Source organism: Magnetococcales bacterium, assembly GCA_015232395.1.
Lineage (GTDB): Bacteria > Pseudomonadota > Magnetococcia > Magnetococcales > JADFZT01 > JADFZT01.
On sequence record JADFZT010000037.1, the window covers coordinates 12,949 to 29,756 of the forward strand.

A 16,808-nucleotide genomic window follows, 5' to 3' on the forward strand; every position below is an offset into this window, starting at 1 on the left:
CGCCCTCCACACCACCCGACAATCAAAATTTCCGATCATCACTATCAACAAAGTTCGACCAAAAAAAGCAATCACAAGAAGAAATTATTTAAATTAAGCAAAATCGATCATCACCTTCAAAGTTATTCGATAATAAATGCAGAACAAGAAGATCTTCCAAGTTCAATCTAAATATAAAAACCAAATATTCAGTATTATTCGTTTTACATTAAAGAACTTTCGCGCTTATTTTACTTTCCAAAAGACGGCTCACCTTTGAGCGCAACCTATTTTCAGGAGATACGCACATGAACAAATCCATCCTCTCCACCGCGGCCATCATCGCCCTGGTTGTCGCCACCCCGGTTTGGGCTGAAACGCCGGACTTCGAGGAGAGCCAACAGGAGGATCAGGCCATTTGCGAGCGCTACGCCCAGGAAGATCAGGTCGCTCCGGACGAGGTGGCGGAATACATGAGCCAGTGCCTGCGGGATCTGAGCGGTTCAGCGGATGGGGATTACGGTCCCTCGGGCTCCGAGGAGGAGATTACCGTACTCAATGTGAAAGAGCCGCACGGCTGATCTGCGCCCAAACACCAACTCCAAGGCAGAAGCCAGAGGAACCCTATCGCTTAAGGAGCGAATGACATGAGCAGGAAGCACACAAAAAACGGCAAGGGCAACACCCCAAAAACCAAGGCGCAAAAAGCAGATAAAAAGATGAAAAAACAAGATGTGCAACCGGATTCCGGCACTGCCGATTCCGCTCAGGTGATGGCTGAAAAAGCGGATGTCCAGGCTGTCGACACCCCGGTCGAGCAAGCCGGGAAAAAGGCCAAAAAAGCCAAAAAGGCCAAAAAGGCCAAAAAGGCCAAAAAGGCCAAGGTGATCGAGATGAAAGAAAAAAAGAAAGACCATGGCGGCAAGGGCAAAGGAAAAGCATCTCCCAGCGCTTCCCCACCGGTTCCCCTGGAGGCGGTTGCCTGAAATTCCCTTTCTGGATAACGGCCGGATTTCTTAAGCCGGCCCGTCATCCGAAAGGGAGTACGAACTTTGGAGTAACGAACGTGATCATCGAATCGATCAATAGCAGGAGATTCCCCATGTGGGAGCTGAAAGCCGGTGACAGCCCTTTGGTCGCAGTGGCTTTGCATCATGGCCACTTCATCTCCCCCAGCTTCTACAAGCTGTCCGCCCTTGAGGAGGATGAACGTCTTCGGGAAGAGGATCCCTACACCGGGAGTTGGACCAGCATCGCTCCCAACAGCATCGTGGTTCATCGCTCCCGATTTGAGATGGATCTCAACCGCCCCCGTGAACGGGCCGTTTATCTGCAGCCCGAGGACGCCTGGGGTCTGAACCTCTGGAAAGGGCCTGTGACGCCGGAGATGCAAAATCAGGCTCTGACCATGTATGACGGCTTCTATGCCCAGATGGAGTTGCTGTTCAACCAACTTCGGGCGCGATGGGGAAAATTCGTGGTACTTGATCTTCACTCCTATAACGGTCGCCGCAATGGCCCAGCGGCGGATTGGGATCCACAGGAATTGAACCCGGATTTCAATATCGGAACCGGAACCATGGATCGGGAGCGTTGGGCTCCCCTGGTGGATGGATTCATCGCGGATATGCGCAAGTTCAGCTTTTTTGGCCGCAACCTCGATGTCCGGGAAAACGTGAAATTCTTTGGCGGAGAACTGGGCCGTTGGGCCCACCAGACCTTTCCGGATTCGGCCTGTGTGATTTCGGTGGAGGTCAAAAAATTTTTCATGAATGAATGGACCGGGCAGGCGGATCACCTGTTTTTGGATATGATCCGTTCTGTCTTGGCCTCAACAACCCCCAGGCTGATGATGGAACTTGAAAATCTTCGGGTTGGCCATATCGCCGCATAACGGTGAAACCCTGAAAGGAGTCACAAAAATGAAGCACAACCAGAAAAAGCCTGCCCATGGATTCTGCCTTTACCGGGGAAAAAGTTTTCCCCGATGGTGGGTCAGAATCCATAACGGCCAGTGGATTTGCTGGAAAAACAATCCCCTGCGGGAGAGTTGTCAAGTTAACAAGCAGAACGATTGCGCCTGCCCTGAAAGTGAAAGGTGATGTCATGGAGCTGAACGTTGAGTGGAATGTTTGTTGTCTGGTCTTGAAACCGAAAAACCGGTCTCCCGAATCAGTCCCCATTGGAGTCCCAGAATGGACAGTATTGCTGTAGAACAAACGGTCAAAGGCAGGATTTTGATCATTGATGACGATGTATCCATCCTGAATTTGCTGGAGAGATCGCTCTCTAAAGCCGGTTTCCTCGTCAAAACCGTAAAAGATGGAAAAAAGGCCACAAAACTGCTCGATCGGACCCACTACGATATGGTGATCACCGACATATTCATGCCCAATATGGACGGGTTTGAGGTGATTCGGAACTTTGCCCCTCGGGAAGTTGTAAAAATCATAGCCATGTCCTCAGGGGGGGCAAAAATGCCGCAATCCGATATCCTGGAAATCGCACTTCAGCTTGGGGCGGTTTTCAGTCTGACAAAACCTCTGAAGAAAGAGCTTTTTCTCAATATGGTTCAATCCATACTGGCGAAAGGAATGAACGATGAAAAATGATGACGCTTTGGATAAAGTTCAAGCCCTGATCAAATCCATTGGGTTCCAGGGTTCCAGAACCAATGGTAAACGGGAGATCGCGTCCTGCGGACCTGTAGTAACCATTGCCCGGGATTTTGGCGCTGGGGGAAATGCGGCAGGCCGAATCCTGGCGGGGAAAATAGGGGTGCCCTGTCTCGACCAGGAGCTTCTTGATCAAATCGTGGAACGGATGAAAACCGATAAAAAACTGATGCGCCGATTTGATGAGAGACTTCCCCAAAGCTTCCTCGAAGATTGGTTGTATACGATGGTCACCAAAGGGGCTCCAAACAGGTCGGTCTACCATCAAAGGTTGATCCACCTTATCCAAGGAGTCGCGGATATGGGTGGCGTCATTTTGGGGCGGGGGGCCCACCTGATTCTGGATAATCGGAAAAACGTGTTTCGAATGCGCATCACCGGATCGGTGGAGGTATGCGCCAAGCGGATTGCGGACCGTGAGGGAGTGGACCTGGAAAAGGCCAAACGAATGATTACCCAGATCAATCAGGAGAGAATGGCCTTTGTTCGGGGACTTTTCAAACACTTCCCCTCTACCAAGACCTATTACGACCTGGTTTTGAATTCGGATGGGCTCACCCCTGACCAGATCACAGAGGTCGCTCTGTTCACCATGAAACAAATGGGATTCCACGTCCCGGAAAGGAAAACCGACAATGGACGCCACCTCCCCAGTGCTAAGGACAGTGGAATCAAGCATGGGCAAAGCGCCTATCAAGCGGCGTAATGGATACGGCATGAAATCGTCTGGTCATGATAATGGGCAAACAGTTCCCGGTTCCTTGTTGACAGCGGATGAACGCGCCTTCGTCGAAAAGGTCCGCCGGGAGTTGACCGCAAAAGGCCGGATCCGCGCCGCTCTTCCGGGTTGGGGACGGCTTCATATCGACCGGGCGCTGCCCTTTTTGTGCCTATATCGGCGACCATTCAATCAGACCGATGCGGGGATGGAAAAACTCCTGGCGGGGGAATCCGCCTATCTTGCGACCTCCGGGGAGAAAAAAAACGCCAAGTTGGTCACGGCGCTGCTGAAGACCATCGTGGAGACCCTCGGCTCTCAGTTCGGGGCCTTTCTGATCATTGAGATCTGGGCGGAACCCGCTGGAGATGCTTTCGTAGGGGATGCCGACACGCCGGTAGCGGCTCCGGCATTCCGTATCTTTAGCCGGAAAAACCGACTGCTGGAATCCACCGTTCGGACATTTGAGACCAGCTTGCGGAGTTTTCGTTTCCAGAAACAGAAGGCTCAGGTTGATGTTGTTCAAGTGTCAAAATTTCCCTCGGTAAACAGGATGGCCGGCCTGACCATTCCGGCCGGAAGCGATGCCATCGACTGCCATGTCATGGGTCTGCAACTACGACCGGTCTTTCGGGAGCCCGGGGATGTGGAAACCTGCGAAGTGTTTCCTCTCCTGTTCCGCCAGTTCCGCCGAGGATTGAGCCATGGGATCCGAAAAGCCCTGTTCCGGTTTATGGAGAGCCGGACTTCCCAACGCCCGCCCCATTTTCAGGCCATGGGTCCGAGAGCGCTCACCAAACTGGTCTGGGAGGTGGACCGACGGCTGGCGGGGATCTGTGATAATTTCGATTATCTGTTTCAGGTGACTCCGGTCAACACCCATGCAGCTTGGCTGGCTTTTCAAAAAAATGGATGTCAGAAAGATCCTGAATTCTCTTATCGCCCACTCCCCTATGATCCCTCCGACCTGAAACGGCAGCTTTTCCAGATCCCCATGGAGCGGATCGAAGATCCGGCGCTAGCCCATTTGTTCCGGGAAAAACAGGATGAGTTGGACCGTATGATCAGCCTGCTGGGGGATTGCAACACCTCCCGTTTTCTTCCTGGCAGTATCCAGATATTCGGAAGCGTGGACGAGAAGTTGAGCTTGCTGGCAGAAGAGATGCTCCAGAAAATTTCTCCCCGAACCCGGGGACGTGGCGCCAAGACCATCCCCCTGCCAAAACTGGTGGAACTGGCCCAGGATGAGATGCGTCACTACCGGGGTCTGAATCCCATTTTTTCAGCTACCGCACAGATCCGTGACGATGTTCCCAGCGGTTTTTTGGTTTCCAAGGGAGAGCTCTTTATCGGAGCCAAAACCAAGCTGCCATCCTACCGGTTGGAGGCGCTTCTCCAACATGAGGTCGGCGTGCATCTGGTAACCTGGTTCAATGGTCAAGCGCAGCCTTTCAAGCTTCTGAGCCATGGCTTGGCCGGATACGAGGAGCTTCAGGAAGGACTCGCCGTTCTGGCGGAATATCTGGTGGGCGGGTTGTCGCCATTCCGGTTGCGCATCCTGGCCGCCCGGGTTGTGGCGGTCCAGTCAGTTGTCAAAGGTGCTTCGTTCACTGAAACCTTTCGATTGCTTCACGGCATGTATGGATTCTCCAGGCAGAGCGCCTTCCAAGTCACCATGCGCGCCCATCGTGGGGGAGGATTGACCAAGGATGCCGTCTATTTGCGCGGGCTTGGGTGGCTGTTACAATACCTGGCCAGTGGTGGTGAATTGGACCCATTATGGATCGGCAAGATTGGAGTCCGCCATATCCCCATTATTCAGGAGCTTCGTTGGCGAAAGGTGCTTCAACCGGGTTATCTCACTCCCCGATTTCTGCATGAACTGAGCGCCCGGGAGAGAATGGAAAAACTGCAGTCCGGGATTACCGTTCTGGATCTTTTGGAATCATAGAGAAGGAAAAAACATGAAACTGGGATTTGTTATCAACAACATCAAGACCGAGGAGGTGGGTTACACCACTACCCGCCTGGCTATGACTGCCGCCAACCGTGGCCACGAAGTATGGTACATCAACCCTGGTGAATTCTCCTATGCTGCAGATGGTAAGCTTTATGGGGATGCTATTGGGCCATCAAAATCGGGATACAAGGCCCTCAAGACATTTCTTGCGGAGGTCCAAGGCCCCAAGGCAAAGAACGAAAGAATCTGCGTCTCGGACCTGGACATTCTCATGCTCCGCAATGACCCCGCCGGAGAAGAGGGCGAAGGCCGTTCCTGGGCGCGTAGCGCCGCGATCCAGTTTGGGCGTCTCGCCGCCGACCATGGGGTGGTGGTCCTCAATGACCCCAACAGTCTGGGCCGGGCCATGAACAAGATGTATCTCCAACTCTTCCCGGAAGAGGTGCGGCCCCAAACCCTGATTTCCCGCAGCAAAGCGGAGATTCGCTCCTTCGCCAGGGAGATGGGTGGCAATATTATTCTCAAACCACTTCAAGGCTCCGGCGGCCAGGGGGTCTTTCTGGTGCGCAAGGATGAACTTTCCAACCTCAATCAGATGGTGGAGGCCATCAGTCGCGACGGATTCGTCATTGCCCAGGAGTATCTGCCGGCGGCCGCCCAGGGAGATACCCGCCTGTTCATGTTGAACGGCTATCCCCTGCGCTACAAAGGCAAGCTGGCCGCATTCCGCCGGGTCAACGAAAGCGGGGATATCCGCTCCAACATTCACGCCGGCGGCAAGAAAATGAAAGCTGAAGTGGATGAGGCGATGTTGCATGTAGCTGAAGTCGTCCGGCCCAAGCTGGTGCAGGATGGCATGTTCCTGGTGGGTTTGGACGTCGTTGGCGACAAGCTCATGGAGATCAACGTCTTCAGCCCTGGCGGCCTGGGCAGCGCCCAATCCTTCGAAAACGTCAACTTCAACATCCCGGTCATCGAGGCACTGGAGCGCAAGGTGGAATATATGAAGTTCTACCGCAGGAACTTTGACAACGTTGAGATGGCTACTTTGTGACTTTTGGAAACATCAATGAGTAACTTGTCTCTATCGTGGGGATGGCGGTGGCTGGTTGTTCAAACCAAGCGCCGCCTGATCCGTCCCATGCTGCGCGGTCAACATCCGCCCGAGTACACGGCCCGGGGAACAGGGGTTGGGCTTTTTCTCTCCCTGACGCCCACGGTGGGTTTTCAAATCCCCATGGTCCTCGGGATTTGGATGTTGACCAAACGCTGGATTCACCGTTGGGACTTCAACCCGGCGGTGGCCTGCGCCTGGACGTTGATTTCCAATGTCGTCACGCTGCCACCGCTCTATTACCTTTTCACCGTCACCGGTCGGATGATCATGGGGCGTTGGGAAAAACTTCGGGGGTTTGAAACGTTCAGTCAGAGACTTGAAAAAACGACCGAGACCGGTCAGCAAGGCCTGGATGCGCTCTGGGCTCAGTTGGTTGGCCTCATGGAGACCTTCGGATGGCCGATGCTGGTAGGTTCCCTGCCCTGGGCCATTGTCGGCGGGGGAGTGGGTTACTGGTTGACCCTGCGGTTTTTGGAGCGGCACCGCTCTCGAATGGACAATAAACGCGTCCAACTTGCGATCGGAAACCTGATAGCCCCATCAAAACCGGATCCCGGGCTGCCGACAGTTCCCACATCAAACGCAAATTCTTGAAACAGGACCCTGGTGTAAAATGGACGAACAGACAGAAACCCCAACTCCGCTTCCGGAGGAGGTCCTGCGTAATGCCATCGTGGAAAACGATACGCAGACCGTTCAGGAAACCGTAAATGAAATGCCGGTCCTCGATATGGTCCAAGGTTTCAGGCGGCTTGAGGAAGAAGAGAAGGAAAGTGTGTTTCAGCTTCTGGAACCGGATGACGCGGCGCGTCTGCTACGGGTGATTCCGGATGTGGAGGCAGCTCAAGTCGTTGCCAGCCTTTCTTCTGAAAACGCAGTCAAAATTCTTAAGGAATATCCAACTCATGATCAGGCTGAAATACTTCAGGACCTTACCCAGGCGGATTCCACCCGTCTTCTGGAGAGTATGGACCAGGAAAATGCCGATCAACTGCGGTTAATCCAGGAATATTCTCCGGATTCAGCCGGCGGCATGATGAATACGGAAACCTTGACCTTCCGTAATGGCCAAACGGTTGGAGAGGTGCTCAAGATTCTGGTCGCTGAAAAGGAAAAACACGAATCCGAGTTCAAGTTTTACCCCTATGTCATAGATGATCAGCGCCGGCTTGTTGGGGTTCTTTCCATTTTAAGGCTTTTTGGTGAACCATCATCCAAGACCATCGACTCCCTGGTTGCAGGTGCCACCCATGTTTCCACAGACAAATCCGTGGATGAACTGGCAATTATTTTTGACGAAACCGGATATTTCAGTCTCCCCGTGGTGGATGATGATGGCATTTTGATTGGCACGGTCTTTCAAGAGAATATCTCCTCCAGAAGGCGGGAGGAGGCGGAATCCGACGCTCTGAAGAGTCAGGGTGTCATCGAAGAAGAATTGCGTACCATGCCGGTCTTTTTGCGCTCCCGCCGCCGATTGGCCTGGTTGAGCGCCAATATTGTACTCAATATGATCGCTGCCAGCGTGATTTCAGCCTATGAACAGACCCTGACTGCCGTTATCGCCATTGCGGTGTTCCTTCCCATGGTTTCCGACATGAGCGGATGCTCCGGAAATCAGGCCGTCGCCGTAAGCATGCGTGAGCTCGCCCTGGGGATTGTCCGGCCTGCGGATATGTTTCGTGTCTGGATCAAGGAAATTTCGGTCGGATTGATCAATGGCATCGCCTTGGGAATTCTAATTGCTCTGGTTGCATGGGTTTGGAAAGGCAATCCATATCTTGGGCTGGTCATTGGCATCGCCTTGGCATTGAACACGATGATCGCTGTTTCGATTGGTGGTACCGTACCGTTGCTACTCAAGAGGCTTGGGGTTGATCCGGCTGTGGCATCCGGCCCCTTGCTGACCACCGTGACGGATATGGCCGGTTTTTTTATCGTCTTGAGTCTTGCAACGATTATGATGCCTTGGCTGGTATGAGCGGGTGGGAATCATACCCACTTGAGTCGGCGGAAGACCCAGATGCTGACGCCAGCCACGTCTGCGATGAGCCCGCAAACGATCCTGTTTCTCCCGCCCCATGCGCCAGAACTCAACCCTATGGAGCATATCTGGGATGAATTGCGTGAGAAGTGGTTCCACTCTCTTGAACGGCATCTGGAAGCTGCTCTCCAAGCCCTGGAAAAAGACCACGCGCGCGTGCACTCTATCGTGGCGTGGCCATGGATAAATAATGCTCTGTTGATTTAGAGTTGGAATTATCCTAAATCCGGCAGTTGGGCGTGTGTGGCTGGTGCAGAATATTGGTTCACATAGTGAATTGGGAGAAATCGCTGTCACCTGATTGGTCACAAGACTTTCTCCCGATTTGCTTGGTGGATCAAGTCTTGGCAAGTACACATAACGGTCGGATTCCCCGTGATTTTTGGCTGGAGGATTGGGAACGCCAGGCGATCATCGCCTTTTTCCATGAGCATCCCTTGGAGGGCTATCGCCGCCTGACCTACATGATGATGGATGCCGACATCGTGGCCGTGAGTCCTTCCACCGTCAGGCGGGTTCTCAAGAAGGCTGGCCTCCTCACCCGCTGGAATCCAGGCAAATCCCTGAAGGGAACCGGCTTTGTTCAGCCCTTGAAGCCCCATGAACACTGGCATACGGACGTGTCCTATCTGAACATTAGCGGCACATTCTACTACCTGTGCAGCCTCCTGGATGGATGCAGCCGGACCATCATTCACTGGGAGATCCGGGAATCCATGACTGAACAGGATGTGGAGATCATCATCCAGCGCGCCAAGGAGCAACACCCGGAGGTCCGTCCACGCATCATCTCGGACAACGGCCCCCAGTTTATCGCCAAAGATTTCAAGACCTTCAATCTCAGTCAGACGTACGCTGCCACGGGCCGCAACACCATACATCACCTCATCCACCAACCGCCGTGCCACTTTTCCTAAACCGACTGAAAGTCTCCCCGAAAAATGTGCCATCTGGGAGCGGATTTTGGTCGCAGTCTGCGGTATCATGAGATGGGGCCTCCTTTTGGTGAGTTGGTGTTCCTGGCTTCGCAACCGGAATCCTACCCCACCGGGGAGCGCCCCTCATCCTGCAAAAAGTCTCCCCAAAAATGCCCATTTCACTTCCAAACCAACATTTTCTCCCATTGAATCATCGTGTTGCGCGCATCGAACCCTGATTTTTTAGGGAAAGTCCTGCTGAACGGATCCTTGACTCGGCTCTGTCCGCCCTTTTAAAGAGAATCTACTGATTACTGAGTAACAGACGGTTTATCCTCCTCATACGTCGTTCTCGGATGAAATCCAGAGGCTTTGTTGGGTTCGCCCGTTGGCAGCCACGAAACCAATCATAAAAACAGGATGGAGTGATATGTCAGAACAAATCGACGAGGACTTACAGAATCCGGTGGACGATGCCAAACCCTTACCCTTAGTTGCACCTTGTCGCGAACTGGACATGGAGGCACCGAAACGCTGGCTGCGACTAGGCATGGCCGATCTGAAACACACCCGTAAAAAAAGCCTTGTCTACGGCTTGGTAGCGTTGCTGATGTGTTACGTCGCTGGCTATGCAGGATTCGTCATCGGCGGGCCCCTGGTATTGCTGACCATCCTTTCCGGCCTGACCCTGATCGGCCCGGTGATGGCCATCGGTCTCTACTCCATCAGTTGTCAGCTGAATACCGGACGGGAGCCACTATTGACTTACTGCCTGCGTGACAAGACAGGGGGGATCGGTAACCTGGCGCTGTTTTCCAGCGTTCTCATCATCCTGTTTCTGTTCTGGATCCACGTCGGGCATCTGCTGCAACTGATCTTCCCGGTCGGCAGGTTTGACAGCGAGCCGGTGGACCTGATCTTCTTTTTCGGCATCGGGACCATGGTGGGAGGCGTGTTTGCGATGATCACCTTCTGTATCAGCGCATATTCTTTACCCATGATCATGGAACGCAAGACCGATCTGCTCACCGCAGTAGTCACCAGCATCAACGCCGTGTTGCGCAATCGCAAGGTATCATTCCTCTGGGCGGCGACAATCCTGGGCGGAGTGCTTATCTCGGTGATAACCGGGCTGTTGGCGCTGGTGGTGATATTCCCGGTACTCGGTCACGCCACCTGGCATGCTTACCAGGAAACGGTCGATGCAAGCGCCTGGCCACGGCGTAACTGATGGCCTGCCCCCCAAATCCTGATTCAGTCCTTGAGTTAGTATCTGGTCCTGAAAGGGAGGTGGAGTATTACGAAACGGGACTGAACACCTAGCTTGGCAGAACCATCCGAAGAGCCCTTTCCACATCAACCGTGGGCAAAACTCAACCACGGGTCACTGCCTGCAAGTACGTTTGACACCACCCCATAAAAATATAACAATGCTTTGCTGGAAAATTGACTTCCCCAAGAAGGCCTTAAAATCTGTTCGAAATACCCAACACATAATCGCTACGCCTGCCACTCTCTTCCCAATCCGGCTATTTTGACAGGAAAAACAACATGAAAACCATAGACACCAAGAGATTAAACTTTCGAAAAAACACTGGCATCCCCCTTGTTTTGGCCCTGGCTGCCACTCTTTCAGGCTGCGCAACAACCGCAGAACAGGCCGCTCTGGAGTCACAACTTCAAAATGAAATCGCCGTGTTAAAGCAAGAACAGGCGGCCCTGACAGCCAAAACCCAGGCTGCTGAAGAAGCTGAGCAGGCTGCCCTGGAGAGAACAGCTTTGGCCGATTCCAGAATAGCTCAACTCTCCGGAGTCGATCTGCTTCTTCCACCCAGTGCCAAGTCCGGAGAGTGTTATGCCCGGATCTGGGCGGAGCCGGTCTATAAGACCAAGGAGGTCGAGGTGTTGGTTCGAGAGGCTGGCGAAAAGGTTCACACCGTCCCGGCCGAGTATATCTGCTCCGATGAAACCGTCCTGGTGAAGGAAGCCTCCACCAAACTGGTCCCCGTGCCTGCGGTCTATGGTACGCATGAGGAGACCATCATGACCCAGGAGGCTTCACAGCTCTGGAAAACGGGTCTGGATAAAAATGATCCTCCGGCAAACGTGGCACTACTGGCCGCCGCCAAGGATCACGGCATTGATCTGGATGCTGCCGTACCTGGCACCTGTTTCCACGAGCACTATCGTCCAGCCCAGTTCACGACCGAAAGCAAACAAGTGTTGAAGGCTGAAGCCAGTGAAAACGTGGATGTTTCCGCCGCCCAGTTTCGCATGGAGCAACAGACGGTTTTGGTCAAAGAGGCCTCCACCAAACTGATTGCTGTTCCTGCCGTCTATGAAACGATCGAAGAGTCTGTCCTGGATGTGCCCGCTCACACCATTTGGAAAAAGGGGACCGGCCCCATCCAGAAGATTGATGAAGCCACGGGCGAAATTATGTGTCTTGTCGATGTACCCGCCACCTACAAGACGATCACCAAACGCATCCTGAAATCTCCCGCCACTACAAAAACCGTGGAGATTCCTGCACAATACAAAACCATCATGGTTTCCAGGCTGGCTGAGAGTGCCAAGGCGAGCCATACTGAAATTCCAGCCGAATACAATACAGTATCCATCACCAAAAAAGTTTCTGAGCATAGCTTTGTCTGGCATGAAATTCATAACCGGGATGAGCCGAGAAAGACACGTACCGGCAACAAGATTTGCCTGACTGAAACCCCTGCCAAATATAAAACAGTCACTCGTCGTGTGGTCGAAATACCAGCTACTACCAAAGAGATCAACATTCCGGCCAAATACCAGACAGAAGAAGTATGCAAGCTCGTCACCCCGGCTTCTGAAACACGTACCGTCATTCCTGCAGAATACAAAACGGTGAGTTATCAGGAAATTGCCCAGGAAGGTCGCATGGAGTGGCGGCCCATTTTATGCGAGACAAACACAACCCCCGACGTGATCCGTAAGTTGCAGACCAGTCTTCAGGAAAAAGGCTATTATGATGGCCCCATCGACGGCATCATCGGAGTGCTGACCATTCGGGGCTTGAACGGCTATCAACAGGCGAACAATCTACCCACCGATCGCTACCTCAACCTGGAAACCCTGAAAAATCTCGGTATTATTTGATCACGACAATCTGAGGATGGCGAACGCCTAATTTTCGAGGATATCCCTCGGCAAAGCCGGGGGGTCCTTATTGTTTTAAACGAAAAGGGCAGACAGAACGACTACTGGAAACAACGCAGATAGCAAACCTCCAATATACTTGAAAGTGAACGGAGGCGATCGCGGTAGGAATGCCGGTTTCCCGGCGCCCCCGCCCAGATCCCGGCGTGCGCTGCTAACGCACCAGGCTCCTACCTTGAGCCCTAGCGTCAAAGCAGTGTGACGGTTGCGGATGCAGGATGGGGATTGGAGGGAAAAAGCGATCCAGTATTTGTTTAAACCTGGACCAGGGCATCCGGCTTCGCTGACTGCGCCGACGTAGAGACCGCAGCCAGTACCGAGACACCCGATTGAAAAAGAAATTCAGGCTCCGTCCATTACCGGGAACCGTGTAGTAGTTCAGATGGCCACGCAGCCCCCTCTGAAGCCACTGCCCTGTTTCCCCAATAGGACGGCAATAGTTCCGAAAACAGTGATGCTCAGGCCATAGTACGTCATTTTATTGGAGTGTAATGATGGACATACTCGGATCAATTCAGATTCAAGACCCTGCTTGGATCGCAATAGCTTTTCTATTCGGGCTAATATTCAAACAATTCCAACTTGCTCCAATGTTAGGCTTTTTGGCAGCAGGTTTTATGCTCAATATCCTGGGCGTATCCAGCGACTCTTTTCTGAATGAGTTGGCAGATCTTGGGGTGACCCTGCTGCTTTTCACCATCGGGCTAAAATTACAATTAAAAACACTTGCCCGGCTTGAAACATGGGGCACTGCCACTGCCCACATGATCATCAGTGTTATTGTCACCACATCGATTTTGCTGTTCCTGAGTCTGACTGCAATTCAAGCATTTGTCGACCTGAATTGGACAGCCGCACTCATCGTTGCTTTTGCTCTCTCATTCTCCAGCACAGTTTTTGCTGTCACGGTCCTGGAAGAACGAGGAGCTATGGGCTCACAATATGGCCGGACATCCATCGGAATATTGGTTATTCAAGATATTGCAGCAGTGATCTTTTTGGCTGCTTCCTCGGGCAAGTTGCCATCTGTCTGGGCTATCTTTTTGTTGGCATTAATTCCTGGGCGCCATTTGTTGGGCTATATACTTTCTCTGTCAGGCCACCGTGAACTACTCACTCTGTTCGGTTTCGTCACTGCTCTGGGTGGAGCAGCCATATTTGAACTTGTAGGGATGAAAGGAGATCTTGGCGCGTTGATTTTAGGTGTGTTACTGGCAAGTCATCCTCGCGCAGGGGAGTTATCCAAACACCTTCTGGGTTTCAAAGATGTATTTTTAGTTGGTTTTTTCCTCACAATAGGACTTTCAGGTTTGCCAACTTGGGAGACTGCTCTGGCTGCTCTGATACTGCTTCTGATCTTGCCGGTCAAAGGGGGGCTGTTCTATCTACTATTGACTCGTTTCAAAGTCCGAGCCAGAGCCGCAACACAGGGCGGAGCCATTTTAACCAATTACTCTGAATTTGGCTTGATTGTCGCCGCTATTGCCATAAATGTGGAGTGGTTACCAACTGAGTGGGTTACCATCCTCGCCCTTGCACTCTCTTTTTCGTTTCTCCTCGCCTCACCTTTGAATAACCGAACGGATGATTTCTACGAAAAATTCCATGATTGGTTAGTGCGTTGGGAAAGAGATGAGCGTTTACCAGAAGATGAGGAAATTTCTATTTCCGGGAACTGTCTCCTAATCCTGGGGATGGGTAAAGTAGGACAGGCAGCCTATGATGAAATATTGAAACAATCAAAAGGGAAAATCCTGGGTATCGACGTTGATGAAAACGTGGTGGCGCAGAACAGCGCAGATGGTCGCAATGTCGTATTCGGTGACGCCTCCCATCCAGAATTCTGGTCACTATTTACTGATGGCCATCAGGGGGTAAAAATGATTTTGTTGGCTATGCCCCATCAAAAGGCCAATATTTTAGTGGCAGATAATCTACGTGAACATGGCTATCAGGGGGCTTTAGTAGCTACCGCTCTATATCCTGACCAGGAAGCATACTTGAAAGAACACGGCATTACCGAGGTCTATAATGTCTACAATGAAGTCGGTTTGGGAGTTGCCACACATATGTTTGAAGCAATGAAGCAATTGGAAAAATAGGCTTTTTAGAGTCGAGTTTCGAGGTCCAACATCTCCCTTTTATGACGTCTGATGCAATTTTGAGGACTCTCCTGCTTGCATATTCCGTGCTCGTTGTTTTTATTTCTTTTTCACAAATACTCGTCTACCCTTCCAGAGGATGAAAAGTCACCTGTGCATGGCGAATTCCAACTCACGCCGTCGCAGGTAGCTGAAAAAGCCCCCGAAAGTTGGTCCATCTCACCTCCCCCAACTTCGTTCTCCGTCATCGACATGACCTTGCAGGCAGATGTTTTTGGTGACGATGAGATTTACAAGGAGGACAACTGTTTTTGCTTGGAAATCAACGATTCGCCACCCACATGGGGGTCCATCGGGAACAGGCGTCGTTGCCGATGGCAACCAGGCAGGCCTGCACCTGCCAGATGTGGCGTGCTGCCTCTCCTTGATAGCTGGGGTTGGCCCCTGGAGGCAGGGTCAGATCAATGGCCCATTCATGCTCGGAATGGGCCTGAAGTTGCAGGGAGCCATCCACTTCCAGCTCTTCAGCATGGGTATTGATGGTGACGGGCAGATCCTCTTGCTCAATGTAGACCTCCATCCCCTCCTCCACCAGGGTGGGCAGGTTGTCGACCACCACCTCCTCAACGCTGCGAATCTGCAGATAAACCCGTTGGATTTCCAAATCCTGGGATCCCACAACAGCACGCACCCGGAGCTGGAAAGGTCCCTCCAGGTTGGGCTCTACCGCTTCCACCTCCAGATTGACCCGGCCCCCGGAAACGGCATGGCCAGCACCATCGAACCCGGGCGAAGAGACCGCCTCACCCCCCTGGGCAATCTCCACCCCCACCCAGCCGGAATCCGGATCGTTGCCCCTTACATCGAGACCGGCATAAAAAGACCAACCGTGCCGGAACAGCTCCCCGTCAAAAGTGGGTAGGGAACCGGCGGACAACTCCACGTCAAAGAGCCATTCGTTTTCGGAACCGGCCTCCAGGGTTCCGATGTCATCGATTTCATATTCCTGGCGGCCTGTTTCCTGGCTGCGATGGAGGTGGCGCTCCTCGACGCGGATGCCTTGCGAATCCTCTATGGCTGTCGGCACATCCGTAAGCTCAATCTCCTCCCGGCCCCGCACCTTGAGATAGACCCGGGCCACATTCAAAGCCGCCTCGCCGACATTGGCCTGCACACGTACTTGAAACGCCCCCGCCAGGGTGGGTTCCAAAACCTCCAGGGTGACGGTAGCCCCACCCCCCGTGACCAGATTTTTGATCGATTTCAGCTTGCCAAAAAAGCCCATGCCCTGCCCCTTCTCAACAGCTCCTCAACAACGAAACCATTCTATTCCCTCTCCTCCTCAAAGTCCGGCGAAAGGATCGGAGATGTCCTGCTCCTTTTTGGCTTCCGCTCCCAGGATCTCCTGCAACAGATCCTCGTCGCCGCTCTTGCCCTTGGCAGCCATTTCGTCGGCGCTCATGGTGGCCATCGCCGCCTGGGTCTCAGCCTCTTCGGTGGCTTGGTTCATGGCGTCGAGAGCAATACCCATCTCATCGAAGCCGCCAGCGAGTCCTGCCAGCTCTTTTTGCTCCTGCTCCCGCATTTTGGCGGCTTCCTGGCGCATTTTGGCCGTTTCCATCCGGGTCCGGGCCTTGTCCAGCTGTTGTTGCATTGTTTCACGCCGAGCTTTGACCTGATCGTAAACTGACTGAATTTGATCCAGAATAGCCTTTTTCTCCCCATCCTCGCCCTTTTCCCGTTCCACTTCCGCCTGGGCGTTCTGCAACTGGGCGGCGAGCTTGCGGGCCTTGTCCATGATGCCCGCCCGTGCCGATTCATCCACCCCTTCCAGGCGCCCCTTGAGGATGCGCAACGCCTGGCGGACTTGATCGGCCTTGCGCTCCCAGGCCTTGGTCTCTTCCACATCCTTGTCGTAAGCGCGCCGGGCCTTGACCAGTTTTTCCCGCAGGGTATTGAGCTTGTCATCCAACATCTGGATCTGGGCTTGGCTGACTGCTTCGGGATCAAGCCGGGCCAGGGTGGAGGTGACACTTTTCATGCCATCCTCCATTTTGACTTTGGCGGTTTTTCCAAACAGCTTGGCAAATCCTTTCCATCCCAT

15 protein-coding genes and 1 pseudogene are annotated in these 16,808 nt (G+C 52.9%); 14 read left to right on the top strand and 2 right to left on the bottom strand.

What is annotated here, in order from left to right; translation table 11 throughout:
* Window positions 1–287 precede the first annotated feature (287 nt).
* The 14 genes and pseudogenes from HQL52_11415 (at window position 288) to HQL52_11480 (ending at window position 14,704) form a co-directional block, all read left to right on the top strand.
* Window positions 288–560: a hypothetical protein gene (locus HQL52_11415; protein ID MBF0370053.1), complete on the top strand. Its 273-nt coding sequence runs from the start codon at window positions 288–290 to the stop codon at window positions 558–560.
* Between the two features lie 66 nt (window positions 561–626).
* Window positions 627–965: a hypothetical protein gene (locus tag HQL52_11420; GenBank protein MBF0370054.1), complete on the top strand. Its 339-nt coding sequence runs from the start codon at window positions 627–629 to the stop codon at window positions 963–965.
* Between the two features lie 116 nt (window positions 966–1,081).
* A complete protein-coding gene (locus HQL52_11425) occupies window positions 1,082–1,873 on the top strand; it encodes an N-formylglutamate amidohydrolase (protein ID MBF0370055.1) in 792 nt (263 codons plus the stop codon).
* A 301-nt stretch (window positions 1,874–2,174) separates the two neighbouring features.
* The gene (locus HQL52_11430; GenBank protein MBF0370056.1) at window positions 2,175–2,591 is read left to right on the top strand and encodes a response regulator; all 417 of its coding nucleotides are present in this window, start codon (window positions 2,175–2,177) and stop codon (window positions 2,589–2,591) included.
* Window positions 2,581–3,360: a cytidylate kinase-like family protein gene (locus tag HQL52_11435; GenBank protein ID MBF0370057.1), complete on the top strand. Its 780-nt coding sequence runs from the start codon at window positions 2,581–2,583 to the stop codon at window positions 3,358–3,360. Before HQL52_11430 ends, HQL52_11435 begins: the two co-directional genes overlap by 11 nt.
* On the top strand, window positions 3,332–5,323 hold the full coding sequence (locus HQL52_11440) for a flavohemoglobin expression-modulating QEGLA motif protein (protein ID MBF0370058.1): 1,992 nt from the start codon (window positions 3,332–3,334) through the stop codon (window positions 5,321–5,323). Before HQL52_11435 ends, HQL52_11440 begins: the two co-directional genes overlap by 29 nt.
* Before the next feature lie 13 nt (window positions 5,324–5,336).
* On the top strand, window positions 5,337–6,386 hold the full coding sequence (locus HQL52_11445) for a glutathione synthase (protein MBF0370059.1): 1,050 nt from the start codon (window positions 5,337–5,339) through the stop codon (window positions 6,384–6,386).
* Between the two features lie 15 nt (window positions 6,387–6,401).
* The gene (locus tag HQL52_11450; protein ID MBF0370060.1) at window positions 6,402–7,043 is read left to right on the top strand and encodes a DUF2062 domain-containing protein; all 642 of its coding nucleotides are present in this window, start codon (window positions 6,402–6,404) and stop codon (window positions 7,041–7,043) included.
* 19 nt (window positions 7,044–7,062) lie between these two features.
* Entirely contained in the window at window positions 7,063–8,430 is a 1,368-nt protein-coding gene (gene mgtE / locus HQL52_11455; protein MBF0370061.1) for a magnesium transporter, read from the top strand.
* 42 nt (window positions 8,431–8,472) lie between these two features.
* Window positions 8,473–8,700, top strand: coding sequence for a transposase (locus tag HQL52_11460; GenBank protein ID MBF0370062.1), 228 nt, complete (start codon window positions 8,473–8,475; stop codon window positions 8,698–8,700).
* Between the two features lie 248 nt (window positions 8,701–8,948).
* Window positions 8,949–9,323 (top strand): annotated as a pseudogene (locus HQL52_11465) (transposase family protein).
* Between the two features lie 517 nt (window positions 9,324–9,840).
* Window positions 9,841–10,641, top strand: coding sequence for a DUF2189 domain-containing protein (locus HQL52_11470; protein ID MBF0370063.1), 801 nt, complete (start codon window positions 9,841–9,843; stop codon window positions 10,639–10,641).
* 320 nt (window positions 10,642–10,961) lie between these two features.
* Window positions 10,962–12,542: a peptidoglycan-binding protein gene (locus HQL52_11475; protein MBF0370064.1), complete on the top strand. Its 1,581-nt coding sequence runs from the start codon at window positions 10,962–10,964 to the stop codon at window positions 12,540–12,542.
* Window positions 12,543–13,096: 554 nt separating this feature from the next.
* Entirely contained in the window at window positions 13,097–14,704 is a 1,608-nt protein-coding gene (locus HQL52_11480) for a cation:proton antiporter (GenBank protein MBF0370065.1), read from the top strand.
* 322 nt (window positions 14,705–15,026) lie between these two features.
* Here HQL52_11480 and HQL52_11485 read toward each other — a convergent pair whose 3' ends face one another.
* Together HQL52_11485 and HQL52_11490 are read right to left on the bottom strand one after the other, a co-directional pair.
* The gene (locus HQL52_11485; protein MBF0370066.1) at window positions 15,027–15,989 is read right to left on the bottom strand and encodes a hypothetical protein; all 963 of its coding nucleotides are present in this window, start codon (window positions 15,987–15,989) and stop codon (window positions 15,027–15,029) included.
* Between the two features lie 57 nt (window positions 15,990–16,046).
* Window positions 16,047–16,808: a hypothetical protein gene (locus HQL52_11490; GenBank protein ID MBF0370067.1), complete on the bottom strand. Its 762-nt coding sequence runs from the start codon at window positions 16,806–16,808 to the stop codon at window positions 16,047–16,049.

What these genes read in the sequence shown, in the direction of transcription:
- HQL52_11415 (MBF0370053.1), top strand. Translation starts at nt 288, where the DNA reads ATGAACAAATCCATCCTCTCCACCGCGGCCATCATCGCCCTGGTTGTC.
- HQL52_11420 (MBF0370054.1), top strand. Translation starts at nt 627, where the DNA reads ATGAGCAGGAAGCACACAAAAAACGGCAAGGGCAACACCCCAAAAACC.
- HQL52_11425 (MBF0370055.1), top strand. Translation starts at nt 1,082, where the DNA reads ATGTGGGAGCTGAAAGCCGGTGACAGCCCTTTGGTCGCAGTGGCTTTG.
- HQL52_11430 (MBF0370056.1), top strand. Translation starts at nt 2,175, where the DNA reads ATGGACAGTATTGCTGTAGAACAAACGGTCAAAGGCAGGATTTTGATC.
- HQL52_11435 (MBF0370057.1), top strand. Translation starts at nt 2,581, where the DNA reads ATGAAAAATGATGACGCTTTGGATAAAGTTCAAGCCCTGATCAAATCC.
- HQL52_11440 (MBF0370058.1), top strand. Translation starts at nt 3,332, where the DNA reads ATGGGCAAAGCGCCTATCAAGCGGCGTAATGGATACGGCATGAAATCG.
- HQL52_11445 (MBF0370059.1), top strand. Translation starts at nt 5,337, where the DNA reads ATGAAACTGGGATTTGTTATCAACAACATCAAGACCGAGGAGGTGGGT.
- HQL52_11450 (MBF0370060.1), top strand. Translation starts at nt 6,402, where the DNA reads ATGAGTAACTTGTCTCTATCGTGGGGATGGCGGTGGCTGGTTGTTCAA.
- mgtE (MBF0370061.1), top strand. Translation starts at nt 7,063, where the DNA reads ATGGACGAACAGACAGAAACCCCAACTCCGCTTCCGGAGGAGGTCCTG.
- HQL52_11460 (MBF0370062.1), top strand. Translation starts at nt 8,473, where the DNA reads ATGCTGACGCCAGCCACGTCTGCGATGAGCCCGCAAACGATCCTGTTT.
- HQL52_11470 (MBF0370063.1), top strand. Translation starts at nt 9,841, where the DNA reads ATGTCAGAACAAATCGACGAGGACTTACAGAATCCGGTGGACGATGCC.
- HQL52_11475 (MBF0370064.1), top strand. Translation starts at nt 10,962, where the DNA reads ATGAAAACCATAGACACCAAGAGATTAAACTTTCGAAAAAACACTGGC.
- HQL52_11480 (MBF0370065.1), top strand. Translation starts at nt 13,097, where the DNA reads ATGGACATACTCGGATCAATTCAGATTCAAGACCCTGCTTGGATCGCA.
- HQL52_11485 (MBF0370066.1), bottom strand. Translation starts at nt 15,989, where the DNA reads ATGGGCTTTTTTGGCAAGCTGAAATCGATCAAAAATCTGGTCACGGGG.
- HQL52_11490 (MBF0370067.1), bottom strand. Translation starts at nt 16,808, where the DNA reads ATGGGATGGAAAGGATTTGCCAAGCTGTTTGGAAAAACCGCCAAAGTC.